At 40.3% G+C, this 26983-nt stretch carries 24 protein-coding genes; 7 read left to right on the forward strand and 17 right to left on the reverse strand.

Going from position 1 to position 26983, the window contains the following annotated elements:
- Positions 1 to 85: 85 nt before the first annotated feature.
- Positions 86 to 1681, forward strand: a complete 1596-nt coding sequence (locus H5S41_RS10115; RefSeq protein ID WP_259395115.1) for an IS1182 family transposase — start codon at positions 86 to 88, stop codon at positions 1679 to 1681.
- 104 nt (positions 1682 to 1785) lie between these two features.
- Here H5S41_RS10115 and lysS read toward each other — a convergent pair whose 3' ends face one another.
- From lysS to pth, 11 genes are all read right to left on the reverse strand, one after another.
- Complete coding sequence (gene lysS, locus H5S41_RS10120) at positions 1786 to 3306, reverse strand: lysine--tRNA ligase (RefSeq protein ID WP_182603224.1); 1521 nt, start codon at positions 3304 to 3306, stop codon at positions 1786 to 1788.
- 20 nt (positions 3307 to 3326) lie between these two features.
- Positions 3327 to 4325: a tRNA dihydrouridine synthase DusB gene (gene dusB, locus H5S41_RS10125; RefSeq protein WP_182598893.1), complete on the reverse strand. Its 999-nt coding sequence runs from the start codon at positions 4323 to 4325 to the stop codon at positions 3327 to 3329.
- Between the two features lie 107 nt (positions 4326 to 4432).
- Positions 4433 to 5353 carry an Hsp33 family molecular chaperone HslO gene (gene hslO, locus H5S41_RS10130; protein WP_182603225.1) on the reverse strand — a complete coding sequence of 307 codons (921 nt, stop codon included), beginning with the start codon at positions 5351 to 5353 and terminating at the stop codon, positions 4433 to 4435.
- An 88-nt stretch (positions 5354 to 5441) separates the two neighbouring features.
- Entirely contained in the window at positions 5442 to 7547 is a 2106-nt protein-coding gene (gene ftsH / locus H5S41_RS10135) for an ATP-dependent zinc metalloprotease FtsH (RefSeq protein WP_182603226.1), read from the reverse strand.
- 231 nt (positions 7548 to 7778) lie between these two features.
- Positions 7779 to 8321: a hypoxanthine phosphoribosyltransferase gene (gene hpt / locus H5S41_RS10140; protein ID WP_182598890.1), complete on the reverse strand. Its 543-nt coding sequence runs from the start codon at positions 8319 to 8321 to the stop codon at positions 7779 to 7781.
- 4 nt (positions 8322 to 8325) lie between these two features.
- Positions 8326 to 9705: a tRNA lysidine(34) synthetase TilS gene (gene tilS, locus H5S41_RS10145; protein WP_182603227.1), complete on the reverse strand. Its 1380-nt coding sequence runs from the start codon at positions 9703 to 9705 to the stop codon at positions 8326 to 8328.
- Between the two features lies 1 nt (position 9706).
- On the reverse strand, positions 9707 to 10189 hold the full coding sequence (locus H5S41_RS10150; RefSeq protein WP_153710539.1) for a S1 domain-containing RNA-binding protein: 483 nt from the start codon (positions 10187 to 10189) through the stop codon (positions 9707 to 9709).
- Positions 10190 to 10379: 190 nt separating this feature from the next.
- The gene (locus tag H5S41_RS10155) at positions 10380 to 10736 is read right to left on the reverse strand and encodes a septum formation initiator family protein (protein WP_153710538.1); all 357 of its coding nucleotides are present in this window, start codon (positions 10734 to 10736) and stop codon (positions 10380 to 10382) included.
- A gap of 101 nt (positions 10737 to 10837) precedes the next feature.
- Positions 10838 to 11110: an RNA-binding S4 domain-containing protein gene (locus H5S41_RS10160; RefSeq protein ID WP_153710537.1), complete on the reverse strand. Its 273-nt coding sequence runs from the start codon at positions 11108 to 11110 to the stop codon at positions 10838 to 10840.
- Entirely contained in the window at positions 11107 to 14646 is a 3540-nt protein-coding gene (gene mfd / locus H5S41_RS10165; protein ID WP_182603228.1) for a transcription-repair coupling factor, read from the reverse strand. The genes H5S41_RS10160 and mfd overlap by 4 nt, the downstream gene beginning before the upstream one ends.
- 18 nt (positions 14647 to 14664) lie before the next feature.
- Complete coding sequence (pth, locus tag H5S41_RS10170) at positions 14665 to 15225, reverse strand: aminoacyl-tRNA hydrolase (RefSeq protein WP_182603229.1); 561 nt, start codon at positions 15223 to 15225, stop codon at positions 14665 to 14667.
- Positions 15226 to 15434: 209 nt separating this feature from the next.
- On the opposite strand from pth, the gene cbpA reads away from it, so the two are divergent.
- Positions 15435 to 16073 carry a cyclic di-AMP binding protein CbpA gene (cbpA, locus tag H5S41_RS10175; protein WP_182598885.1) on the forward strand — a complete coding sequence of 213 codons (639 nt, stop codon included), beginning with the start codon at positions 15435 to 15437 and terminating at the stop codon, positions 16071 to 16073.
- Positions 16074 to 16205: 132 nt separating this feature from the next.
- On the opposite strand, the gene H5S41_RS10180 is transcribed toward cbpA, so the two are convergent.
- From H5S41_RS10180 to acpS, 6 genes are all read right to left on the reverse strand, one after another.
- Entirely contained in the window at positions 16206 to 16997 is a 792-nt protein-coding gene (locus tag H5S41_RS10180; protein ID WP_182598884.1) for a 2-keto-4-pentenoate hydratase, read from the reverse strand.
- A 383-nt stretch (positions 16998 to 17380) separates the two neighbouring features.
- Positions 17381 to 18619 carry a cytosine deaminase gene (codA, locus tag H5S41_RS10185; RefSeq protein ID WP_182603230.1) on the reverse strand — a complete coding sequence of 413 codons (1239 nt, stop codon included), beginning with the start codon at positions 18617 to 18619 and terminating at the stop codon, positions 17381 to 17383.
- 2 nt (positions 18620 to 18621) lie between these two features.
- Positions 18622 to 19986 carry a cytosine permease gene (locus H5S41_RS10190; RefSeq protein ID WP_182603231.1) on the reverse strand — a complete coding sequence of 455 codons (1365 nt, stop codon included), beginning with the start codon at positions 19984 to 19986 and terminating at the stop codon, positions 18622 to 18624.
- Positions 19987 to 20175: 189 nt separating this feature from the next.
- Positions 20176 to 20550, reverse strand: a complete 375-nt coding sequence (locus H5S41_RS10195; protein WP_182598881.1) for a type II toxin-antitoxin system PemK/MazF family toxin — start codon at positions 20548 to 20550, stop codon at positions 20176 to 20178.
- A 17-nt stretch (positions 20551 to 20567) separates the two neighbouring features.
- Positions 20568 to 21695: an alanine racemase gene (alr, locus tag H5S41_RS10200; protein ID WP_182603232.1), complete on the reverse strand. Its 1128-nt coding sequence runs from the start codon at positions 21693 to 21695 to the stop codon at positions 20568 to 20570.
- Between the two features lie 3 nt (positions 21696 to 21698).
- The gene (gene acpS, locus H5S41_RS10205) at positions 21699 to 22061 is read right to left on the reverse strand and encodes a holo-ACP synthase (RefSeq protein WP_182603233.1); all 363 of its coding nucleotides are present in this window, start codon (positions 22059 to 22061) and stop codon (positions 21699 to 21701) included.
- 320 nt (positions 22062 to 22381) lie between these two features.
- On the opposite strand from acpS, the gene dltX reads away from it, so the two are divergent.
- From dltX to dltD, 5 genes are read left to right on the forward strand one after another with little or no spacing between them, the layout of a single operon-like run.
- Positions 22382 to 22522 (forward strand): teichoic acid D-Ala incorporation-associated protein DltX, encoded by a 141-nt coding sequence (gene dltX / locus H5S41_RS10210; protein WP_153710528.1) that lies wholly within the window; start codon positions 22382 to 22384, stop codon positions 22520 to 22522.
- 22 nt (positions 22523 to 22544) lie between these two features.
- A complete protein-coding gene (gene dltA / locus H5S41_RS10215) occupies positions 22545 to 24065 on the forward strand; it encodes a D-alanine--poly(phosphoribitol) ligase subunit DltA (RefSeq protein WP_182603234.1) in 1521 nt (506 codons plus the stop codon).
- Positions 24065 to 25282: a D-alanyl-lipoteichoic acid biosynthesis protein DltB gene (gene dltB, locus H5S41_RS10220; RefSeq protein WP_182598899.1), complete on the forward strand. Its 1218-nt coding sequence runs from the start codon at positions 24065 to 24067 to the stop codon at positions 25280 to 25282. The genes dltA and dltB overlap by 1 nt, the downstream gene beginning before the upstream one ends.
- A 20-nt stretch (positions 25283 to 25302) precedes the next feature.
- Positions 25303 to 25542: a D-alanine--poly(phosphoribitol) ligase subunit DltC gene (gene dltC / locus H5S41_RS10225; RefSeq protein ID WP_003665624.1), complete on the forward strand. Its 240-nt coding sequence runs from the start codon at positions 25303 to 25305 to the stop codon at positions 25540 to 25542.
- Entirely contained in the window at positions 25535 to 26824 is a 1290-nt protein-coding gene (dltD, locus tag H5S41_RS10230) for a D-alanyl-lipoteichoic acid biosynthesis protein DltD (RefSeq protein ID WP_182603235.1), read from the forward strand. Before dltC ends, dltD begins: the two co-directional genes overlap by 8 nt.
- The last annotated feature ends 159 nt before the right edge of the window (positions 26825 to 26983 follow it).

Raw genomic sequence — 26983 nt, forward strand, 5'->3', positions numbered from 1 at the left:
TAAAAGAAAAAGACACCGACCAGCCCGTCGATGTCTTCAAAATACCCTCGAAAGGATATATAAAACATTGGAAACTAATTATAACATGAATCAACTTAGTTTGAACATACCTACTGCCTATGAACCTGAATTAAACCATCCTGCTCGTTATATTAACCAATTAGTTGAAGGCCTTGCGATCCGCAAGCCTAATATTATGGGGCGACCAAGGGAATACGATCCGAGAATGTTATTAAAATTGGTCCTTTTAGCCTACAGTTACGGTATTATTTCCTGTCGGAAAATTGAACGCTTTGCTCGTGAAAATATTGTCGCAATGTGGTTAACTCAAGAACAGCGACCAACTTACCGTACGATTGCTCGCTTTGTGATTTCTAAGGACTTAGAAGAAATGATCCAAAGCAGTTTTAAGGAGTTTCATGACTACTTGAAAGCTCAAGGAATGATTGATGAGGCTTCATTTATTGATGGCACTAAAATTCTGGCTAACGCAAATAAGTACTCCTTTGTTTGGAAGAAGCGTACGATCAAATATAGTGAATTAAACGTTGAAAAAGCCCGTAAACTGCTTCAAGAAATCAAGCAAGCTGAAGTTAAAATCGACGTTGACGAGAATAACTTTGACGTTGATCAGCTCGATACTATTATTGCGCTTCTTGAACAACGTATCGAAGAATTGAATCAACAGGTAAGCGAAACCGCTAAGGTTTCGCCTAATCCGGCCAAACAAGAACGACGCCACGCCAAAAAATATCGCCGCGCTTTAGAACACTGTCGCCAAAAAAATTTAGAATATCGTACTCAAATGCAGATCGCTGGTTCACGGAATAGCTACTCTAAAACAGATCACGCAGCTACTTTTATGCGCGTTAAAGAAGATCCAATGCGTAATGGACAAACTAAGCCGGCATATAATCTTCAAATTATGACTAATTCGCAATTTACGCTTGGTTATGACTTAATGCAAAACCCCACTGATACGAGAACACTAATTCCATTTCTTAAGCAGCTCGCCCAGAACGAAGTTTTGGGACGAGAAATTGTAGCCGATGCTGGTTATGGGTCTGAACGTAATTATAAATATCTTGAAGATGAGTTGCCTGATTGCACCGCCCTAATTCCTTATAGCACGATGATTAAAGAGAATAGTCGCAAATGGCGCTCTGATGATCGAAAGGTTATGAATTGGGAATACCATGAAGACGATGATTACTATGTCAATCCAGCTGGAGTCCGCTTTAATTTTAAACGATACGCTTACCGAAACGATAAATATAAGTTCCATCGCGACTTTAAGGTATATCAAGCCGAAAAGTACGATGAAAATCACCAAGTTATTCCTCAGGCATTAACGCCACGTGGAAATACTAAGTATATTATGGTTAATCCACAATGGGAGTATTTTAAAGCTAAAGCACGTAAGTCGCTTTCAAAGTCCACTACGTATTCTCGTCGCAAGTACGATGTAGAAACTGTTTTTGGAAATTTGAAAGCTTATTTGGGTTTCAAGAGGTTCACGGTGCGTGGTCTCAAGAAAGCCAAAAGTCAGATTGGAATTGCCCTAATGGCACTGAATATGAAAAAGATCGCCGGGAGGCTGTCCATATTTAGTATTAATTTTAAGAAAAGGAAGAACCGCTCAGAATTTCAAATGAAATTCCGAACGGTTCTCTTAATTTAAAGGACTTATGTCACAGCCCCTCTTACATTTTTTGTGCCAGACCCTTTTTACTTTCTTTTCTAAAAATGGTGTATTTGGGGTGTACACACCATTGCTTATTCAGCTTACTTCTTCTTGTTTTTTTTCTTCTTATCGTTCGTTTTTTCCTTTTCGGGACGCATTGTTGGGAAGAGGATTACATCACGAATTGACTTTGCATCAGTAAGCAGCATTACAAGACGGTCGATTCCGATTCCTAGTCCCCCTGTAGGCGGCATTCCGTATTCAAGGGCCTGAACATAATCTAAGTCGACTGGTTCTGCTTCATCGTTACCGTTAGCCTTTTCCTTAGCTTGCATTTCAAAACGTTCCTTTTGGTCAATCGGGTCGTTCAATTCACTAAATGCATTAGCTAACTCACTACCATCAACATATAATTCGAAACGGTCAGTCATCGCTGGGTTATCCGCATTACGTTTTGCTAGTGGTGAAACCTCTACTGGGAATTCATACACAAACGTTGGTTGAATAAGCGTGTCTTCAACATATTCTTCAAAGAACGCATTTAAGATATGACCCTTTGTCCAGTATGACTCATATTGGATATTGTGCTCATCAGCTAATTGCTTAGCCTCTTCATCAGTCATCTCTTTGCCAAAGTCAATCCCGGTCTTTTCCTTAACTGCATCAACCATCGTAATGCGCTTAAAGTTTCCACCAAGATCAATCTCATGTCCCTGATACGTAATCTTTCCATCATCTGAAACAACTTTTGCAGCAGCTTTTACGATTCCTTCAGTTTCATCCATTACATCTTGGAAATCGAAGTAAGCAGCATAGGTTTCCATAGTTGTGAATTCAGGGTTGTGGTGTGGATCCATCCCTTCATTTCGGAAAATACGACCCAACTCATATACTCGTTCAAAGCCCCCAACAATCAACCGCTTAAGGTACAATTCAGTTGCAATCCGTAAATACATATCAATGTCAAGCGCATTGTGATGGGTAATAAATGGACGGGCATTTGCTCCCCCTGCTTGGGTATTCAAAATTGGTGTTTCAACTTCAGTAAAGCCATTGTCATCCATGTACTTCCGCACAGCCTTAATAATCGCTGTCCGTTGGTGGAATCGTTTGAAACTTTCTGGATTAGAAATTAAATCAAGGTAACGTTGCCGATAAATAGTCTCAGGATCAGTAACCCCGTCCCATTTATTAGGAAGCGGACGCAATGCCTTAGATAAGAAAGTAATTTTATGTGCACGAACCGTTAATTCGCCTGTATCAGTTTTGATAACGTCCCCTTCAATTCCAAGGAAGTCACCAATATCTGAGCGCTTGAAAATGTGGTAAGGTTCATCACCAACCATGTCTTTCCGAGCGTAAACCTGGATCTTACCAGTCCGGTCAACAAAGTCAGCAAAACCTGCTTTACCACTGCTCCGCTTTCTTGTCATCCGTCCAGCAATAATTACTTTGGCGCCCATTTCGTTCAATTCTTCTTTATCGTATTGATCAAACTTATCATGTAAGTCTTGAGCAAGATGGTCCCGTTTAAAGCGACGACCAAATGGTTCAATCCCCGCCTGCTTTAGTTCTTCCATTTTTTCACGCCGGACGCGCATTTGATCTAATTCTTGTGACACTTATTTTCTCCTCCTCGTAATTAAGCATGCTTCCGCGCTGCTCGTTCTGCAGTTTGTTCAGCAAAGCGATCAAAAATCTCGTTCATCTCATCGAGGGTTTCTGCTTCGACTAATGCTACCTTAGTCCGTGCAGCCCGTGGAATTCCCTTAATGTAGTAGGTAGATAATCCACGAAATTCGCGAACACCAACGTACTCACCCTTTAAATCAACTAAACGATTAAGGTGGTCTTTTGCCATCTCAATTTTTTGTTCGGGGGTTGCTTCAGGAAGCAATTCGCCGGTTTCAAGGTAATGTTCTGTCCGCTTTAACATCCACGGATTACCCATTGCTGCCCGGCCAATCATTGCCGCAGTTGCTCCCGTCATATCAAGGATCTTTTTGGCATCTTCTGGTGTTCGTACATCACCGTTAGCCATGAACGGAATCTTTAATTGACTCGCTACTTCTTTTAGTATATTCCAATCAGCATGTCCCGTATACATCTGTTTTCTAGTTCGACCATGCATTGCGATTGCACTAGCTCCTGCACGTTCAGCAGCAAGGGCATTTTCCACCGCTAAAATATGCTTGTCATCCCATCCAGTCCGCATTTTAACTGTAACAGGTTTTTCTACTGCGTCCGTTACATAAGACACCATCTCATATACTTTATTAGGGTCTAGTAACCAACGGGCACCCGCATCGGTTTTCACAACTTTATTAACAGGGCACCCCATATTAATGTCAATTACATCCGCTGCGGTATGTTGGTCTACATACTTCGCTGCTTCAACTAATGTTTCTTTGGTTCCACCGAAAATCTGAATTCCCATCGGGTGTTCTTCAGGGTCAACGTCCATCATATTCAGTGTTCGTTGGTTATGGTACATAATGCCACGGTCTGAGATCATTTCACAGACAACGTAGCCAGCACCAAATCTTTTACAGATAACCCGAAAGGCAGAATTAGTTACTCCAGCCATTGGTGCAACAACAACTTGATTAGGAATTTCAACGTTACCGATCTTCCACTTCATTTTTTCACCTCATTACTGCTTAAGAAACTGTGCTGGCCATCCAGTTTCATTTTTAATTGTCCGATAACTCAACTATCATAGCATATCAAACCGCTAAGCACCAAAAATTACTTTTCATCAGTTGATTTTTTATCGTCATTAGCAGTCATTTCGGCATAAATCTTCTTCAGTTCGTCTTCATTAAATTCATATTTCTTACCACAGAATTGGCACACCGTTTCTGCATGATGGTCTTCATCAATTAATTTCTTCATATCATCTTTAGAAATACTTGCAAGAGCATGGGCGAACCGTTCCTTGGAACAATCACATTCATAGCGAACAGGCATCGTCTCAAGAATCTTTAAATCATCGCCGAAAATTTTCTTCAAGATATCTTCTGGAGTATCGCCATCCCGTAGCATTTGTGATACTAATGGCAAGTCCTTTAGTGTTTTTTCAAGTTTACTAATTTCTTCATCGCTTGCCCCCGGCATTACTTGGATCATAAAGCCTCCAGCAACATCAATGCTTTCATCTGGATTTACAAATACAGATAATCCAACTGCAGATGGAATTTGTTCAGATTGGGCAAGGTAGTAAGTAAAGTCATCACCTAATTCTCCGGATACCAAATTAACTTCACCAGTATATGGAGTCTTATCGCCAGGAGCCATTTTTGTTACCGAAAGTGTTCCTTTAGTCCCAACTGCTTTTGCAACATCAATTTTTCCTTTATCGTTTGCGGGTAACGAAACATGGGGATTTCCCATGTAGCCTTTTACCGTTCCTTGAGCAGTACCATCAGCAACAATAAAGCCAACTGGTCCATTACCCTGAATCTTAACTGTCATTCCCGCTTCTCCTTGGAGGCTTGACGTAGCTAACAAGAGGGTCCCAATTAAAGTCCGGCCAAGAGCAGCTGAGGAAGCACTCCATGTATCATGAATTTCATGCGCTTTTTCTACAACTTGAGTGGCATTAACTGCATAAGCACGAAACTTTCCATCCTTAGTCATTGATTTTACTAAATAATCTGTTGTTTTCATTGTAAATTCCTCCTTAAATTTGCCAAAAGAAAAACAGAAGACCCACCACCTATCCATCAGGTTTTGTTTCTTCCGTCTTTTCAATAATTTACTTATCCTCAGAGTTATCTGAATCATCACTCGACTGTGAATTGGTTGAATCATCACTTGAAGTATCTGAGTCAGCTTTGTCACTCTTAGCTTCATCATGACGTTCATTTTCCAATCGTTCAAGTTCACGCTTTGATTCCTCAAAGGTTTGTGCCCGTGCTTCTTCATCTTCAGCAGCCACGTCCTTATCAGGAACCTTTCCTGTCTTGTAAAGACTAAGGATCTGTTTCTCATCAAGCGTTTCGTACTTAAGTAATGCTTCAGCAATCTGCTTATGTTGCTCACGGTGCGTCTCAATAATATGCAAGGCCGTTTCATGACCTTCCATTAAGATCCGCCGTACTTCTTCATCAACTAAAGCAGCAGTCTTTTCTGAGTAAGGTGATTGGTCATAGCCTTGACCTGTAAAGACCTGACCAGAACTCTGCAGTTCTACCGGACCAATCTTATCGCTCATACCATATTGAGTAACCATTGAACGAGCAATCTGGGTTGCCTGTTCAAAGTCATTGGAGGCACCTGAAGATTGGGACTTAAAGACTAACTCTTCAGCCGCACGACCACCCATTAAACCGGCAATCTGCTCCATTGCATTCTTTTTCGACATAAGCATTTGATCTTCACGTGGAAGCATAATAGCATAACCGCCCGCTCGACCACGAGGGACAATCGTAACCTTATGAACAACACGCGCGTCATTCAATACTAAACCAACAATTGTATGACCTGCTTCGTGGAAAGCAACTGTCTTTCTTTCCTGTTCGGACTGAACTCGGTTATGCTTAGCTGGTCCTGCAATTACCCGATCTTCAGCTTCATCCAAATCCGCAGCATCAATTTCAGTTTTATTCCGCCGAGCAGCTAATAATGCAGCTTCATTTAGCAAGTTTGCCAAATCCGCACCGACAAATCCAGGTGTCTGCTTAGCAATTTCTTTCAAGTCAACATCGCTTGCCATCGGTTTGTTCTTAGCATGAACCCGAAGAATAGCTTCACGACCTTTAACGTCTGGCCGTCCAACTAAAATCTTACGGTCAAACCGACCCGGACGAAGAAGAGCGGGGTCCAAGACATCGGAACGGTTAGTAGCTGCCATTACGATGATTCCTTCGTCACCTTGGAAACCATCCATTTCAACTAACAATTGGTTCAAGGTTTGTTCACGTTCATCGTGACCGCCACCCATGCCGTTACCACGGCGACGACCAACAGCATCAATTTCATCAATGAAGATAATCGCTGGTGCGGCTTTCTTAGCCTGTTCAAACAAGTCCCGAACACGACTGGCACCAACACCGACAAACATTTCAACAAAGTCAGAACCTGAGATTGAGAAGAAAGGTACGCCAGATTCACCGGCAACTGCTTTAGCTAATAAGGTCTTACCAGTACCTGGAGGACCCTCAAGCAAAACACCAGATGGAATTCTAGCACCAAGTTTGGTGAATTTCTTTGGATTCTTCAAAAATTCAACAACTTCAACCAACTCTTGCTTTTCTTCTTCTTCACCGGCAACATCGGAGAAACGAACCTTGTTTTTCTTGGCATCAGCTGGTTTAGCCTTTGTCTTACCAAAACTCATTACTCCACGTCCGCCACCGCCTTGGCCAGCTTGACCCATCATCATGTAGAAGAAGAAAATCATGATAACTAGCGGTAATACGGTCAACAATAGGTTCATCCAAACACTATTAGATTCTTCAGCCCGTGTGCTAATCTTCACATCATGACGATTAGCATATTTTTGAAGCTGACTAATAGTTACATCGCTCTCCAGAACAGAACTCTGGAATTGAGTAACCTTATTGTTTCGTTGCGTAGCAAGAGCAAAGCCATTGTTATTAGCAGCATTACTGTTATTAGATTGCGGCTTACGGTAAGTACCCGTAACCTTATAAACACCGCCATTTGGCTGAAGCTGAACGCTCTTAACTTTATTACTCTTCAGTTCAGAGATAAACTCGCTTTGAGAAACCGTCTTACTTTGTCCGTTTGATGCGTTACCACCAAAGAAGAAGTAAGCAATTCCCATAATACACAAGAACATCACGGCATAGAAGAGAACGTTATGAGTAAAATTATTCTTTTTACGATTGTTGTTCATAACAACCTCCTATCTACCAGCAACGATATTTTTATAATTGTAGTCACTATCATAGCATATTTGACAAATATTGACCATTAATTTCCCAGAAGAATTAACAGTTTTATCGTCAACATTTTATATAATACCTACTACAAATTTACGGATCTATAAAAACAGCCTTAATTAAGAATATCTTTAAATTCTGGTTATCTAAATAGAATTTCCCGTCCCTTTAATTATCTAACATTTTTAGTCATTTTGGTATACAGATGGCTTCAAAATTCCAACATATGGTAAATTCCGGTAAAATCCCTTGTAATCTAACCCATACCCTACTAAAAATTCTTTAGGAACCGTGAATCCAACATAATCAGGATCGACGTCAACTTCCCGACCTTCCGGCTTATTTAATAGGGAGCAAACCTTAATGCTTTTAGCTCCTCGATCCGCTAATAGGTCCATTAAGTATTTTAAGGTATGACCAGTATCAACAATATCTTCCATAATCAAAACATGCCGGTCTTTTACATCTGTTTTTAAATCATGAATGAGCTTTACCGTTCCAGTTGACCCTAAGCCGCCAAAATAGCTTGATACATCAATAAAGTCAATTTGGGCCATAATGTCTAGCCGCTCTATCATATCAACAGTAAATAAAACTGCCCCGCTTAATACCGAAATGATGATTGGCCGCTTATCTTTATAATCCTTTGTTAGGTCTTTTGACAATTCATCCATCCGTTTGCCAAGCACTTCTTCGCTATATAAGACACGCTCAATATCGTTATTCATTCTTTTACTCCTTATCTTTTATACCAATAAAGCATAATCGCCAAGCCTGCTGATAATCCGTTGGGCGTTCAAACCAGCTCCATTTGCGATTGATCAACCAAATAACCTCACCGTGAGCATCTATAAGCACTTGCTGCTGGTCACGCTGATCTTGCGGTACTTTTTGATTGATCAACACCCGTTTTACTAGTTGATGCTGACCACCCTTTAACCGGATGTGATCTCCTTTTTGCCATTTGCGTATGCGTAACGGAAACTGATCCGGAGCAAGCCATTGTAAAGATAGTTTCTTTTCGTCGGCAAAAAAGGCCTTTTCAGTAGAGACAGCTATCATGCTTGTCTTATCAACTTGATACCATTGTTCCAATTCTATCACATGCTCTCGGGGATTTTGTAGAGCATTAATCTGATTATTCGCTTTTTTTATTACGCACACAGAATAATTTCTTTCGAGCTTATATTGATGAGGTAATAGGACGGTTTGCTGCGGCTTATTACTATTTGTTAGTACCTGTAATAGCTCGCTTAACTGCTGCTCTTTAACGTCATGAACGTGCTGGTTGCTAAGCCATTGACGCAAAAGGTCTTTTTGTAAAAAACGATTACTCTCAAGCAAACCCGCAACATTTAATTTGCCCTCTGCGCTAACTATCACCTGCAATCGTTGACCTACCTCTTGATCGCGCCAAGCTAATAGTTCGCTTAGCTGTTGGTGGTAATGCGTCAGGTGAGAAAGTACCTGTGGATTTTCTTTTTCAAGTAACGGAATTATTTCATGACGATAACGATTTCGTTGAATATCCAAATCATTGTTCGTTTCATCCTCATACCATTTAAGATGATGCCCCTGTGCATAATCGCGAATACTCTCCTTCCTAAAGGGCAATAAAGGTCTTACCAGCTTGTTTTTACCGAATGGCCGCTGATCTCTTATTCCGACTAACTGATCAATTTGTCCGCCACGGGTTAGTTTCATCAGCATCGTCTCCGCCAGATCGTTTTGATGATGGGCAGTTGCTAAATACTCGGCAGAATATTTCTCAAGTACCTGTTTAAAGAACCGATACCTAGCCTGCCGTGCCGCATTTTCAACACCATTTTGCGGGTGCTGTACTTTCGGCCAATGAGCAATTTCTAGCGGTAGGTCATGTTGCTTACAATATTGCTGAATAAATTGTTCTTCAAGCCGACTTTGCGCACGTAATTCATGATTCATATGCGCGACAATTATTTGTGGACGGTATGAAGTCGGCAATCGTTGTAACAGGTCCAACAAGACCATCGAATCCACGCCTGTTGAAACAGCAACTACGACTTTATCCTGATAAGTAAAAAAGCGACTCCTAATAAGGTGCCGCTCAAATGCTTGTTGTAGCTTTGTCATATTAGCTCCGTCGACCGCCACGGCCACCACGCTTACCATCTGTTTGCCGTTTTAAGGTAGATAAGCGTGATTCACTTTCTTTCAAGTAGCCTGCGAGCATATCGTTAAAGTCTTCGTGTTGGTGGTTATTGTGGTGTCGTCCCCCACCAAAGCCACCGCGAAAACTATCGTGGTGTCCACGGAAATTATTGTTTCGTTCGTGATGATTATTTTCACGATGATGGTTATCATGATGATCTTGATGTTCATGAGGAGCAGCGGCCTTGATTGAAAGGGCAATCTTACCGTCGTCACCAATCCGTGTTACCTTTGCAGTAACTTCATCCCCAACTGCCAATACATCATGAACGTCCTTGATGTATTTATCAGAGATTTGACTGATGTGTACCAATCCTGTCTGATTATCATCTAAATCAACGAATGCACCAAAATTAGTGATTCCTGAAACCTTACCTGAAACCTTTGCTCCAACTTCAATTGCCATGAAACCTATAGATCCTCCTCGAACCATCTCATATTTTTGTATTTGAGTATACCATAACTTCACTATTTATAAGCATGGAAATACATAAAAATCACCATAAAATTTAAGGCAATAATTTCACCCAATTACATTCTTAATTTTAACATTTAAACCTTTTTAACCCTACTCTAAACATCTTATTTTATGATCATTAGTTCAGGTTATAGACTGTCTCGCCTTTTTTAGAATAATTATACTTAGCACGGATAACCTGCTGAATATAATCAGGGTTATGCAACAGTTTGATTTGTCGTTGCAATTGCTGATTCTTTTGTTTTTGCTTTTTTAATTGTGATTGTGCTTGCTGAATATTACCATTAATATCCGCTAATGTCCGCTTGCTTTGAAATATTTGAATTCCAAAAATCAAGAATACAACAAAGAAAACAGCAATGATTCTTTTGCATCGTCGTTTATGAATTTGCCGATTTCGATTCTTTGTGCTTGAAACTTGCCGAGCATATGGGGTATTTAATTGTGAAATTTTTCCATCAGATCGTGCTTTCATCTGATATCCCCCTTTATTCTTACTTATCACGCTTTAAGTATAGCAAGTTAGCGCAGAGAATGTCTATATAAATATCAACTTTTTTATAGAATTAAAGTGCATTAAATTTGATCAAACGATTCTGCATAGCTTTCATCAATGATCTCATACATGTCTTCTGCTTCACTCTTTTTAGTCGTTTCAACAATCCGGTTAATCTTAACTGTTTCCGTTTTATTTCCAAACTTAATTGTCAGTGTATCACCCACTGCCACCCGGCTAGATGATTTTGCTGGCTGACCATTAATCAAAATCCGTCCTTGATCCGCAATTTCCTTAGCGATTGATCGCCGTTTAATAATTCGTGATACCTTTAAGAACTTATCTAATCTCATTTTTCTGCTCCTTTTTCATCTTCTTGAATAACTTTGCCAAGTGCCGTCACAAACTGCAATAACTGATGAAGCCAATCATCCGTTGTCATTTTAGGCTGGATTACCAATCGAATTGTTAACTGCTGATTATCCTCCCCGATTGTTGCCTTAAACCTTGTTTTAGCTAATTCCTTAATTATTGCTGGCGCCTTAATTAGTCTGCTAGCACGCTCTGTAAACGTAATATTGATATTATCACGCTGGCGCTTAATCTCTGCAATCATTGCTAAATCCGCGTGATTTTTCAATTGACTTACGAGCAGCAGTGTACCAACCGGTGCAGGATAGTCGCCAAATCGATCAATCAGGTCACCTTGAATATCAATTATTTCCTCATCCGTCTTAGCCTGGCGAATCGTTTTATACAGCTCGATTTTCTGTCGCTGATCAGCAATATAGTCTGTTGGCAAATATGCTTCAACCCCTAATTCAACTTCCGCATCGGAGTGAATTGTCTGCTTTTTACCTTGTTTCTTAGCAACCGCATCACTGAGCATCGCTGAATAAAGATCGTATCCAACAGAATCAATGAACCCATGCTGTTGCTTTCCTAACAAATTACCAGCTCCGCGAATAGCGAGATCGCGCATTGCAATCTTAAATCCGGATCCTAACTCGGTAAAATCCCGAATAGCTGCTAAACGTTTCTCACCTAACTCTGTTAAAACCTTATTCGGCTGATACATAAAGTATGCATATGCCACACGGTTACTTCGTCCAATTCGGCCACGGATTTGATATAACTGAGCCAATCCCATTCGATCTGCATTCTCGACGAAAAGGGTATTAGCATTAGGGATATCGACCCCTGTTTCAATAATTGAAGTCGTTACTAAGACATCATAGTTTCCTTGAATAAACTCATACAAGACTGTTTCCAATTCATTTTCGCTCATCTGGCCATTAATATAACCAATCCGTGCTTCTGGAACCAATTCCTGTAGCCAGGCAACTGTTTCTTCAATATCATGAACCCGATTATGAAGGTAATATACTTGACCGCCACGTTGCATTTCACGGATAATTCCATCGCGAATTGCCCCGCTATTTTGTTCCATAACATAAGTCTGAATTGGATAACGGCCAGCTGGCGGCGTTTCAAGAACTGATAAATCTCGTACTCCCAGCATTGACATATGCAGCGTTCGCGGAATCGGGGTAGCAGTTAAGGTCAATACATCAACGTTATTTTTAAGCTGCTTTAATTTCTCCTTATGCTTTACGCCGAATCGCTGCTCTTCATCAACAATCAATAATCCTAAGTCCTTAAATTCAACATCTTTGGACAGGATATGGTGAGTTCCAACAACAACATCGATACTCCCGTCTTTTAGTCCTGCTTCCGTCTCTTTTAATTCTTTTGGTGTTTTAAACCGCGACATTAAGGAAATATTAATCGGAAAGCCTTCAAAACGCCGGGTCAAAGTATCGAAATGCTGCTGGGCAAGAACAGTTGTTGGTACAAGAAACGCTACCTGTTTGCCGCCAGTCACGGCTTTAAAAATAGCGCGCATCGCAACTTCAGTCTTTCCATAACCAACATCCCCGACCAGTAAGCGATCCATTGGCTTAGGCTTTTCCATATCCTCTTTAATTTCATTAATACTACGCAATTGATCACGAGTCTCATTATATGGAAAATTAGCATCAAATTGTTTTTGGAGATAATCATCCTTTGGGAAAGCATACCCCTTCTCTGCTTCCCGCTTAGCATATAAGTCAACTAGCTCATCCGCAATATCTTCAATTTTTGATGAAACACGACGCTTTGTCTTTGCCCACTCATTACCGCCCAGTTTATTAATCCGTGGCGTTTTCGATTCGGAAGAGACATACTTTTGAACAAGATTTAGCTGGGTAACTGGAACATATATCTGGGCATTATCACGATAATTAATGATCATGTAGTCTTGATGAACATGGTCTACTTCCATCGTCTTAATCCCGCTAAAGATCCCAATTCCATGATTAACATGGACAACATAATCACCCGGCTTTAAGTCAGTAAAATTTTTCAGCCGTTCCGCATTAGCCAGCTTCTGGGGACGATGATGCGCCTTTTTTACCTGCTTAAACATCTCGCTTTCTGTAATGACAACCAACCCAGCAAGCGGCATTTCAAATCCGTTATTTAAATTAGCAGCAACAATCTGCACAATATTAGGCTTAATATTTTCCAATTCGGTTTCAGTTGCCGTGATTTCAAAATCAGCAAGCGTGCGGGCAATCTGTTTTCGTCGTTCTGGGCTATTTGCCATTAGGATAACCGTTTGTCCCTGGTCAATCCATCGTTGTAATTCAGCCTTCAATAATGGCATCTGCCCAAAGAAACGCTGCATTGTCCTGCTCTTCAAATCAGTAATCTGACTAAGCTTAATGTTTCCCAAGCCCTTTTTAAATAAGGCCCCGTAGATTTGTGCATGACGGTCCTTTTTAATCAACGCCGACACATCATTGCTAAGGTCAGGAATAGCTGTGAGCTGATGGTGGGCAACCTTATCATTAAACCAACCAGTATCTTCCTTCGTCATTTGTTTTGCAAGTTGTTTTATTCTGGTAAGATCATCAAAATAAATAACGCCATCAGCTGGCAAATAATCAAGTAAAGAATGTTTGGTAGGGTAAACTAAATCACTAAATTCCAGCAGATCATTAGGCAACCGTTGGGCTTTAAGCGCATTTAGCATTGGGATAAAGCGATTTGCCACCTGTTGCTTAATATCATCATCCTTGTCTGATAATCCCTTCACTAGCTCCTGATATTCTCCATCTAAAGCTTCATAAATCCGTGCAAATTCTGTTGGCGGAATTATAAAATCAGTTGCTGGTAAGATTTGTACTTCTTCAACATTGCCTATACTTCGTTGCGTACTAGCATCAAAATACCGTAATGAGTCAACTTCCGTATCAAATAAGTCAATTCGCACCGGATTATCAGTATTCAAAGCATAAATATCAACAATTGAACCACGGATAGCAAAATCACCGGGACGCAAAACCATCTTTTGGTATTGGTATCCCATCGCACTCAATTGTTGACGAACTCTAGCAAGGTCAAGCTCCCCGCCAGTTTTAATTTTTAGTGCTGTTTGTGCAAAGTATTCCGGGGAAATAATATTGCGTCGTAGTCCCGCGGTTGAGGCAACGACAATCACTGGTTCCTTATTAATTAAAGCATTCAGGGCTAAAACACGCTGTAATCTATAATTAGGTGAACTGGTTGCTACTTCCGCCGCTAAGACCTCCTCAACCGGAAATTGAAAAACACGATTATCAGGTAAGAGGTTCTCCAAGTCACCAGCTAATTCTTGCATGTGCGAGATTGTATCGGTAACAACTAAAATCGGCTGGTTTAGTTTTGTTGACAATGCACTTAATAAACCCGTTCGTGCTGACCCCGAAATACCTGTTATTAACTGGTGCCTTGCTGGTTGAAGATCAGCCATAATTTGTTTAAATGATGGCGTCCTTTCAATTAACGTTTCCAATTGCACCATCAACGCCACCTTTCTTTATTAATTATAATCATTCATTAGTTTGGCAAATTCTTCCCCGTTAATCCAGTCTTCCAGCGCGTGTTCAGCTTGTTCAACGGCTTGATCAAACTTCGGTCGTTCATCTTTGGAAAATTTACCCAGAACATGACTGACAACCGTTCCATGTTGGGGATGATCGATTCCGACTTTGACCCGGTTAAAGTTTTTAGTCCCTAATACGTTAATAATACTTTTAAGTCCATTATGACCGCCAGAAGCCCCGTGTGTTTTCAAACGAACTTTACCAACTGGCATGTCTAAGTCATCATTAACGATTACCAGGTCATTCAAATCGATATCGTAATAATCAACAAGGGGGCCCACTGCCCGTCCTGAATCATTCATAAAGGTTGTCGGTTTAACCAGCATGACCTTTTTACCATTAATCACACCACTAACTGCCACCGCTTCCTGCTTCAAATGAGTAAATGCCCCCAGATGATAGTCACGAGCCAGTTGGTCAACAACCATAAAGCCGGTATTGTGACGAGTCTCATCATAACGGGTCCCTATATTTCCTAAGCCAACAATCATTTTCATTTCTTTTTCATTCCTTTCACGCAAAAAAGCCGCACGGTCCGCAATCCCGTCCAGCACATCTTTTTAGTTAGTAGTATTATACCCTATGTTACTTTTTTCTACATACTAATTTGGTTGCATACAACATTTTTTCTAATCTTTTTCTAATTATTTTGATAGAAATGTGTTATGATAATTGGTGCATTTAATCGATAAAAAGGATGTTTAATATGATTTTCAATTCATTAATTAAGCCGAAAGCAACCCTAACCACCCTTCCGGAAACAGCGACACTAAACGAAGCCTTAACTGTTTTAGAGGACACTGGTTATCGATGTGTACCGGTTTTAGATAAGTCAGGAAAAATTTTTCGGGGAAATATTTATAAAATGCACCTTTATCGTCACAAATCACGAAATGGCGATATGAGTTTACCAGTAACAGCTTTGTTGAAAAATGCTACCAAATTTATTTCAATTAACGCTGCTTTCTTTTCAATCTTCTTTGCTATTCGTGACCTGCCATACATCGCTGTTCTTGATAATGATAACCAATTTTATGGGATCTTAACACATAATAGTCTCTTGCGGATGCTTGCCGCTGGCTGGAATGTGAATAATGGCAGCTATGTTTTAACCGTTATTACCCCCGATGAGCGAGGCGCATTGGTAACAGCTGCTAAGGAAATTACTCGTTTTTGCCAAATCGTTAACGTAATCTCCCTTGATCCAGAAGATGAAACGATGAAACGAGTTCTCTATACTCTTCCAGCAGACATAAGCAAAGCAAAAATGGAGCGGATCGTTAAACGGCTCCAAAAGAAAGGCTTTGAAGTCCCCGAAATTGAAGATTTGCATCAAAGTTACTAGACTATTAAAGCGACTGACGAATCAATTAACTTCGCCAGTCGCTTTTTTTGTGCCCACAATATTAATATCGCTTGGTGATTGCTCACCTGAATCATTCATCATCCGATCCCCCCTTTCACTGGATGATAATAGTTACTTAGCATTAACTACAACATCCCCAAAGCCTTGGTCAAACTTAACTTCCCACTTTCCAGCAGTTAGCTTTGGTGGCAAGACGAATGTTCCTGAGGATACCATTTGTCCCTTCTTAAACGTCTTTCCTTGATCAGCCAGTTTTTGAACTAACCATTGTAAGGACTTGAATGGGTTGCCGAGCACTTCTGATGACACTCCGTCTTTAAGTTTTTCGCCATCTTTGTATAGTACAGCATGAACATTAGCAGCATCGTCAACACTAGCAAATGCCTTATCAGCATCCCGTTCTTCACCGTAAACTACTAGCCCGCCAACAGCACAATCTGACATTACGTTATATTTACCTAAGTCGGGGAACCAGTTAACGAACCGTGCATCTGGTAATTCTAAGTCACCAGCAACCGTCACCTTGTGGAATAAGTCTTCTAATGAGTCAGTTGGCTTTAAATCTTCTTTAGCACGGAAAGCTAATTCTACTTCTAATAGCGGTTCATTCAATGTCGTTAAATCAACATCGGCTGGTGATTGTAAGAATCTTTCAGCAACCTGTTGACCATATAACGGTGAATCGGCATCGAACATATCTTGAGTTTCCTTACTAGTTAATGAAACCTTATATCCTGCGGTTGGCTTTCCTTTTAATTTCACAACCTCATCTTGAACTGCATATGCCGTATCATCATCAGTGACAACGCCTTTCCAATCATCCTCATTCAATGGGGTATTGGTATCATAAGCCTTAAAAAGTGCCTTAGCGAATTCCTCTTGTTTTGCATTTAATTCAGTCATAATAATTACCTCCAAAAAATTATTATAAATTTAGAAAAGAAAAAGCGTCCTTACATTGCATTACTGCAACTGTAAGAACGCTTCTGCGCGGTACCATCCTACTTTAATCAACCACTTTCATGGTCAATTCACTCATTCACAAACAAACATTTGTGGCCAAAATAATGGATGGCAGCCAACCTAAGCTTACTTTAATTTCAGCCGGTAACTCAGGAACGATTAATAATCAAAAACCTTGGTCAGCTCACACCACCCGCTAACTCTCTGTCGCTAGTTCTTAACCATTATTTCCATCAACGTTTTCTAATCTAAATTTAATTGTTGGATATAATATAACTATTATTGCCACTATTGTCAATACTAATTATGAGATTTTTTTAATTTTATTTAATATTAATTTTAGTTTTCGCTGGTTTGGTTTCAGCTAAGACTTTCCCGTGACGAATGTTATAAAGAACCTCAACATGCTTATTAAGGGCATTATAAAAATCATGTGCATTTAATAAAATGCAGTTTGCCGGCTTACCCGCTTCAATTCCATAGCGATCACTGATATGCAATGTCTTAGCCCCATTATAAGTTACATAATTAAAGGCCTCTTGAAGCTGGTGATATCCCATTAAGTGTGCAATATAAACACCCATTGTAACCGCATCTAGCATATTGCCATCGCCTAGCGGATTCCATGGATCTTGGATATCATCTTCACCAAAAGAAACATTTATTCCAGCTTCTGTTAATTCTTTAATCCGAGTAACACCCCGCCGCTTTGGATAAGTATCAAACCGTCCGCCAAGATGGACATTCACTAACGGGTTAGAAACAAAGTTAATATCGCTCATCTTCAACAAACGGAATAGCTTATAGGTATAAGCATCATTATATGACCCCATTGCTGTTGTATGACTAGCAGTAACCCGGTCTTTCATTCCCCGCTCGTAAGCCTCGGTTGCTAGAACTTCAAGATTACGTGATGCCGGATCATCAATTTCATCACAGTGAACATCAACCAAGCGATCATACTTATCTGCTAATGCCATTAAGAAGTGAACTGATTGCCAGCCGTACTCAGTTGTAAACTCAAAGTGCGGAATACCGCCAACAACATCTAACCCCTCTTTGACCGCCTGTTCCATTAACTCCCGGCCATGAGGGTAACTAAGAATACCTTCTTGCGGAAAGGCAACTAATTGTAAATCAATCTGATCCTTTAGTTCTTCCCGTAATTCAAGCAGGGCCTGTGCAGCAATTAGATGCGGATCAGTAACATCAACATGGCTTCTTACGTGCTGAATACCGTGACCGACCATATTTAATAACGTCTTCTTTGCACGAGTCTTAACATCTTTTTTGGTTAAATCCTGTTTACGTTCGCTCCAAATCCGAATGCCATCAAATAAGGTGCCTGATTCATTCCATTCTGGCTGACCGGCAGTGAGGGTTGCATCTAAGTGAACATGTGAATCAACGAATGGCGGTAAAAGGAGATTCCCTTGACCATCAATAACCTGCTCATTAGTCGCCTCTGCTAGATTAGGGGCGATCTCTTTAAACTTTCCATTAACAATCCGAACATCGACCATCTCTTGGTGATTATCTACATGAACATTTTTAATTAACATAACTATGCTTCCTTTCGGTCAACCAGCGACATTATTACATAATATAGAATACCACTCAAACACATATCAATAAATGTTGCGCCAATCGTATTTGCGAATAATGGCATCTGATGAACAATTACAAAGAAGGCTGCACCAATGGCAAAAACAATAATTGCCACCCAGTTAATTCCGCCTTGATACCAATACTTTCCGCCAACTTTGCCCAGTTCATCGATGTCATAATGACGGTGGGCACGAAAATAAAAGTCTGTACAAATTATTGCGATCGTTGGTCCTAGTACCATTCCAACATAGTCAAGGAAAGACTCAAAGGCACTCAAAAAGCTACCAACAAACATGGGAATAAAGGTAACAATTGTCGCAAGCAGCACAACAATCCATAACGAATACTTTAATTTAAGCTTCGTGAAGATATTAGAAAGGGCTGACCCCGCCGCTAATAAATTAACAGCATTAGCAGTCATCGATGTCAAAATAATAACAAGGAGGGCAATTATTCCTAATCCTAACTTACTAGCAATTGTGGAAGGATCAGAGTTATTGGCATTATAAACACCGCTTGAGATTGCAATACTGATTGTTGAAATTAATCCAATAAAAGTAAACCAAACCACTCCTAATAACGCACCGCAGAATGGTGTTAAAGTTGCATTTTTCTCCTTAGCAGTAAAACGGGTAAAATCAGCACCAGCTGTCACCCACGCTAAATTAAAGGCTGCAACATAATCAACCGCTGCCCCAACCGCCATCTTTGAATGAGCAGGAACATGCCAGTTGACGATTTGGGTAAATGAAACTGTCTTAAAAACGGCAATCGATTCCCAAATAACAAAAATAAGAACAAGAATTATTCCGATTCGTTCAATCATCTGTACGGAGCGTGATCCGCTTGAGACACTAATGATGTGGAGAATACTCATGATAATAATCCCAACCACTAGGCCTAAGTAACCGCCATGCTGTCCCCAAATTGGCCATCCTAATAGGTCATGAAAAAGGATACTAACTGATTGAGCAGCAATAAAGGTATTAACCGCTGTCCAGCCAATAAATTGGGTAATATTAACTAATGACGGGAGATAGCTGCCGCGTTCCCCAAATGACGCCCGGCTAAGACTCATTGTTGATACTCCAGTCTTATAACCGATATACCCCACTAAACTTAAGAATACATACGACAAAGCTGATGATAATACCAAAACTTTCATTGCAACCGCAAAGCCGCACGCAGCAAGAACTCCGCCAACAAACCACGTTCCGTTATTAGCGTTTGCCCCTACCCAAGTGGCAAACATATCCCAAGTGTTAGTTTTTCTACTCTTCATTGGAATACTAAAAATTGTTGCACTCTTTTGCTCTTTCACAAGATATCCTCCTTAGACCTAAAAAAGCCCTAGTCCCATTAATGGTCCTAGAGCTTTACAAAAGATTGCACGTAGTCTCAGGCGACTATGCTTATATTATTTTGTCTTTCGTAGTCTCTCTGGGCTACATTAAAAGAACCGTTATTAATTTAATAGTGAGTATACGAGTTCAAACGCGAATTGTCAAACTCATTTATTTTCGTCATAAGCCGCATTTAAGCCGACACTAATCGTCAGTGCCTTATCCACTTTTGTCATTGTTTCTGGTGATAAATGTGCAATCCGATCTTTCAATCGCTGCTTATCAATTGTCCGCAACTGTTCTAACAAAATGACTGAATCATGCGTTAACGGTAACGACTTACCTTTTAGCTGAACATGAGTAGGCATCTTCTTCTTTTGCATTTGGGCAGTAATCGCTGCAATAATCACGGTTGGACTATAGTGATTTCCCACGTCATTTTGAAGAATTAAGACTGGTCGAACCCCACCCTGTTCTGAACCAATTACCGGGGATAGGTCAGCGTAATAGATATCACCCCGTTTTACTTTTCGTTTTGCCATTACCTTCGCTTCCTTAATTACTTGCTTTGCCGATAAACACGGTGCACACGATTGCTAATATTGGTTAAAATTTCGTAGTTTATCGTTCCTGCCTGATCAGCTAAGTCAGTCGCAGTGATTTCTTTATCGCCAGACTTTCCCATCAATACTACCGGGGTGCCAACCGGGTAATACTTTGGAAGGCGAACCATCATCTGATCCATACATACCCGCCCAGCAATATCACAGAATTGTCCGTCAACTAAAACTTTATAGCCAGTCATACAACGCGGATAGCCGTCTGCGTAACCAATTGGCAATGTAGCTAACCATTCATCCTGCTTGGCGGTATAAGTTGCACCATAGCTAACCGATTGTCCGGCCTTTAATTGCTTAACAAAACTGATGGAAGAAACTAATGAACTAACTGGCTGTAAATTAAGCGTTAATTTCAAATCACGTCCAGACGGATTCTGTCCATACATTGAAATTCCCATTCTAACCGTATTAGCGGTAATCGTGTCCTGATGCCATAAACCGGTTGCGGAATTTGCCATGTGAACATATGGCGGCAATTCATCAAGGCTGGCGACAAATTCATGCCAGTGCTGAACCTGTTGCTTAAAGTAGGTATCATCAGGGCTGTCTGCCGTTGCAAAATGGGTAAACATCCCTTCAAATTCAAATTCCGGACTTTCAAGGAGCTTAACCGCCCGTTTGAATGAATCAACCGTGGTAAAACCAATCCGCCCCATTCCTGAATCAATTCCCAAATGGACTTTTAACGGTTTCTGGGGTTTAGCAACTTGTGCTAGCTGATGGTATTGTTCAAGCCACTCTAGGGAACCGACAGTTAATGAGACGCCAGCCTGAGCAGCAATCAGGGCATTTTCAACTGGTGTAATCCCCAGGACAAGAGTCAGCGCCTCAATCCCGTTATCACGTAAGTCTAATGCTTCATCTAATATTGCCACACATAAACCGCTTGCCCCGCTAGTCATTGCCGCTTGGGCAACAGGAACAAGGCCATTACCATAAGCGTTTGCTTTCACAACAGCAAGAATTCTGCTATTTGCCGGCAACGCTTTTTTCTGTTCTTGAATATTATGACGTAATGCATCTAAGTCAACTATTAATGAAGTATCTCGCAAACGACCATTAACCATTTATTATTCATTCTCACTTTCTAAAATAACTTCTGTCATTACTAATGTGGCAGTATGGCTCACTGAAGCATGAGCATTACCATTATACGGCGATTTAGTAACAATGGGGGCACCATATTGATTATCAATGATTTCAATATCTTGAAAGCCTAGTTTGGCCCCGATTCCCGTCCCGTATGCTTTGGCAAAAGATTCTTTTAACGACCACCGTCCAGCAAGATATTCCGCCGACCGCTGCCCGCTAAATTTCCCATACTGATCTAGTTCATTAGGTGTCAATACGTGCTGGACAAATTGAGAATGAGCAGCCGCTACTTTCTTAACTCGTCCAATCTCGGTTATATCAATTCCAATCCCCTTAATCATCTAGCGTTCGTCTCCTTATATATCTACCGCTTAATCTTATCGAAAATAAGCGTTTCTTGCAATTATTGTTACATTAGTCCATCATTGTCATGTCGTATAAAATTATAAATAAACTTTATATATTTCTAGTTACAATTTGCTCAGAAAAAGTTATAATTTTAAGGCGATAAACATTCTTATTTTTGAACACTTTATTAATTTTTTCTTAAGTGCTTTATAGTATGGTGAAAGTAACTCACTCTATTAGCAGAGATACGGAATTAATGGTATTCTTGATATGAATGTCAATTATAATTTATAAAGATGAGAGAAGGAGAACTATGGCTCAGATTATTCAACGCCATCCTGCATTAAAATTCATCTTGAAAACATTATTTTACTTTGTAGTGCTCCTATTATTAATATACCTTTACGGTTATTATGGAGCAGGCCAAGAGCCATTTATCTACAACGAATTCTAATGCGGAGGATACAGATAATATAATGAGTAAGAATATTATTACAGTCTTTGAGCAAATTGCCAAAGACAACGCAACACGGATCGCATATGATGAAATGGGCAAAACGACTACGTATGCGGATTTAAGCTCAGCAGTTGACACTTTGGCGGCATGGCTTAGTACTCAATCTTTGCCCGACCGCAGTCCGATTCTCGTATATGGCGATCACCAGGTTGAAATGATTATCAGCTTTTTAGCGGCATTAAAGGCTGGTCATACCTACATTCCAGTTTCAAATGATTCTGCCATCCCACGAATGCAATCAATTTTAGATACTGCAAAGCCAGCGATGATTATTGCCGTTAATGATTTTCCTAGTAACGATCTTAAATTTGATGCACCGGTTGTTGACCGGCAACAGCTCACCGAAGTTTTAGCAACACCGCAATCTTTTGATACTTCATCAATGATTGCCGGCGATGAATTAGCTTACATTCTCTTTACATCTGGAACTACTGGTTCGCCAAAGGGAGTTGAAGTTAGTCACGATAATTTCATGACTTTCGTTGATTGGATGTTAAGCGATGAATTTAATATTAAAAAACACGCTAATTTCTTAGGTCAGCCGCCATATTCATTTGACCTATCAAACATGTACTGGCTGCCAGCCCTACTTGATGGTGGGACGATCAAGGCCCTTCCTCACGAAGTTGTTGAGAACTTTGGTCAATTATTCACCGCCTTACCAAATCTTGGCCTTGAGGTATTTGTCGGAACCCCGTCTTTTGCTGATATGTTATTGCTTAGTCCAGCATTTAACCAGCAAAAGATGCCAAGCCTAAAGACATTCCTCTTCTGTGGTGAAGAATTAACGGTAAAAACTGCTAAAGCACTGCATCAACGCTTCCCAGATGCTAAGATTTTCAACACATATGGTCCTACTGAAACAACAGTAGCCGTATCTGGCATTGAGATAACTCCTGACATTATTGAAAACAATGACCGGCTACCAGTTGGTTACGCAAAGCCGGGTGTTAAGCTATCCATTGGTGATAAAGAGATCACAACCCCAGGTCAGCAAGGTGAAATTATTATCAGTGGTGATAGCGTTGCCCGCGGTTATATGAATAACCCTGAAAAGACTGCCAAATCTTTCTTTAAGATTGATGGCGTTCCTGCTTACCGAACAGGGGATGCCGGTACTCTTGACCCCGACGGTTTGCTTCACCATAAAGGCCGAATGGATTTCCAAATTAAGTTACACGGTTATCGGATTGAACTTGACGAAGTTCGGGCTAGTCTTGAAAAGAGTCCGCTAATCAAACAAGCCGTTGCTGTTCCAAAGTACAATAAGGACGGCAAAGTTACCCACTTAATTGCTTATGTTATTCCAAACGAACCAACTGATGATACAGCGGGATTAACAAAGCAAATACGAGAAAGCTTAAATGGGTTAATCATGCCATACATGATGCCTACCCAATTCGTTTATCGTGAGTCATTTCCAATGTCTGCAAATGGCAAGATTGCAGTTAAACAAATGATTGCTGAGGCTAATAAGTGATGATTGAATGGATTTCAAATCTTCCAAACTACAGTGCTTATGGTACCCCGGTATATTTCTTCTACTTACTTCTTGCTATTTTACCGTTGGGAATCGGCCTTTACTTTGGGAAGAGATTTAGCTGGTATGAGGCATTAATAAGTTTTATCTTTATCTTTTTAATGTTTGATGGTTCAAGCTGGCAACAAGGGATTTCATTAATTGGCTATGTAATTTACCAGACGATTATTGTGATGGCTTATCATCATTATCGTCAAAAGCAGAATTCTAGCGGCGTGTTTTATCTCACCGCTGCTTTATCAATTCTGCCGATCGTAATTGTTAAACTCTCACCAGCAATGGTTGGTCATAACTCGCTTCTTGGTTTCCTTGGAATCAGTTACTTGACTTTCCGGGCAGTGGGAACCGTAATTGAAACTCGTGATGGCATGATTAAAGAGATTTCGCCATGGAAATTTATCCGCTTTATCCTCTTCATGCCAACAATTACTTCTGGTCCAATTGACCGGTACCGTCGTTTTGAAAAAGATTATAAAAAGGTTCCAACTAGAGAGGAATATTTAAACCTTGTTAATACCGGAATCTTCTACTTATTTCTTGGATTCTTATATAAGTTCGTTATCGGTTATTTCTTCGGGCAACACTTCTACCCATTCTTTGAACGAGCTGCCCTTGCCGATCCATCATTCCCATCATGGAACCTGATCGGTGTTATGTATACCTATGGACTTTACCTATTCTTTGACTTTGCTGGTTACTCTTTATTTGCAGTAGCAATTAGTTACTTTATGGGTGTCCGAACCCCAATGAACTTTAAGCAGCCGTTCAAGTCGAAAAACCTTAAGGAATTCTGGAATCGTTGGCACATTAGCCTTTCATTCTGGTTCCGTGATTATATCTTTATGCGGTTTGTTTTCCTCGCCACTAAAAAACGGTGGTTTAAGAATCGAAATGTCTTGTCATCAACCGCATATATGCTTAATATGTTACTAATGGGCTTTTGGCATGGGATTACCTGGTATTATATTCTATACGGTTTCCTACAGGGCCTTGGCCTAGTAATTAATGATTGGTGGCTCCGTTTTAAGCGTAAAAATCTTAAGCAACTGCCTCATAACAAATTCACCACTGGGGTTGCAATTTTCGTTACCTTTAACTTTGTAATGTTTACTTTCTTAATCTTTAGTGGTTTCTTAGATACTTATTTATTTAAATAATTTTAGGAGGAATTTTAATTATGCAAGAACAAATTATTAACATTTTAGCTGATGCAACTGGTCGGGACACTGCTGATTTCAGCGATGCAAGTCAAAACCTTTTTGAAAGCGGCCTTTTAGACTCAATGGCAACTGTCAGCCTTCTCCTTGGTTTACAAGATGCTTTTGGCGTTCAAGTTCCTGTTTCAGAATTTGACCGTAGCCAATGGGATACTATCGAAAAGATTGAAGAACGGGTAAAGGAGCTCCAAAATGCATAATGGCAAAAAGCTGTGGTCAATCTTTGGCCCGCTGATTGTCGCTTGCCTATTAGTAGTTCTATTGTTTTCACTGCCGATTAGTAAAAAGCACTCAGCGGCGATTGAACATAAAGCTGCAGTATCATTGAGTCCTGTTGTTTTCAAGAATCAATCAATTAAACAACAAGCGCTCAGTGATAAGCACACCCACTACGTTCCATTTTTTGGTTCTAGTGAATTAAGACGGATGGACCGCTTTCACCCGTCCGTAATGGCTGCCCGTTACCATAATTACACCCCTTTCCTCTTTGGTTCACGGGGTACACAATCTCTTCCGCAATTCTTTAACATTAACTCAATGGAAACGCAGATGAGAAATAATAAGGCAGTTTATATCATTTCACCCCAGTGGTTTACAAAGCAAGGTGTTCAGCCACCAGCTTTTAAATATTACAACGGTGAACTTGCTAATCTTAACTGGCTTCAACATGCTAATCCAAAATCACCATACGATCGTTATGTTGCATCACGGTTAGTTGCAATGCTTGGTAAAGACGGCACTGTTTCTGCCTATGCACACAAGATTGCGGAAGGGGAATCCCTCAGCAGTTTTGATATGGGAATTATCCATTTCCGTCTTAACATGCTTGTTCATGAAGATGCGATTTTCTCTGGTTTTCAGTTAAACAACAATTACGGTAAGCACATCTTACCAAATGTTAAACGGCTTCCTAAGCATTATAATTACAATGTGCTTTATAATGATGCAATTAACGAGGCCGCGCGGAAAACTGATAACAACCGTTTTGGTATCCGCAATGGTTTCTATACCCAACGTGTTAAAAATAACTTAGCGAAAACTAAGGGATCACAACGGCATTTTGACTATACAAAATCACCAGAATACGGTGACTTAGAAGTAGTCTTGAACCAATTTAAGAACACTAACTCTAACGTTCTTTTTGTTATTCCACCAGTTAACGCTAAGTGGGAAAAATACACTGGAATGGATATGAATATGTATTACAAATCCGTTGAAAAGATTAAATTCCAGCTTCGTCAGCAAGGATTTACTCATATTCTTGACCTTTCACACGATGGTAATAAACCTGGCTTTATGGAAGATACGATCCATATCGGTTGGGCCGGTTGGGTAAAAGTTGATAAAGCAGCTAATGACTTTATCTCAAATAAACAACCGCAACCACATTATCAGATCAATAGTAAGTTCCTTTCACCTGAATGGACGAACTTAGATCCAACCGCTAATAACTTGCGGAATTTTCAAAATCAACTTAAGTAATAAGAAACGAGGTTAGAAGATCTTTCTAGCCTCGTTTTCTTGGGTATCTGTCAACTGGTATTGATGGATATCAACACCTCCTACGAGAATGTGGGAGGTGTTTTTTTACGCAAATAAACAATCAATTCTTAAAAAGAAAAATTGCTGATTGGCAAAACC

Origin of the sequence: Limosilactobacillus albertensis, from assembly GCF_014145555.1 — a bacterium.
GTDB classification, from domain to species: Bacteria; Bacillota; Bacilli; order Lactobacillales; family Lactobacillaceae; genus Limosilactobacillus; species Limosilactobacillus albertensis.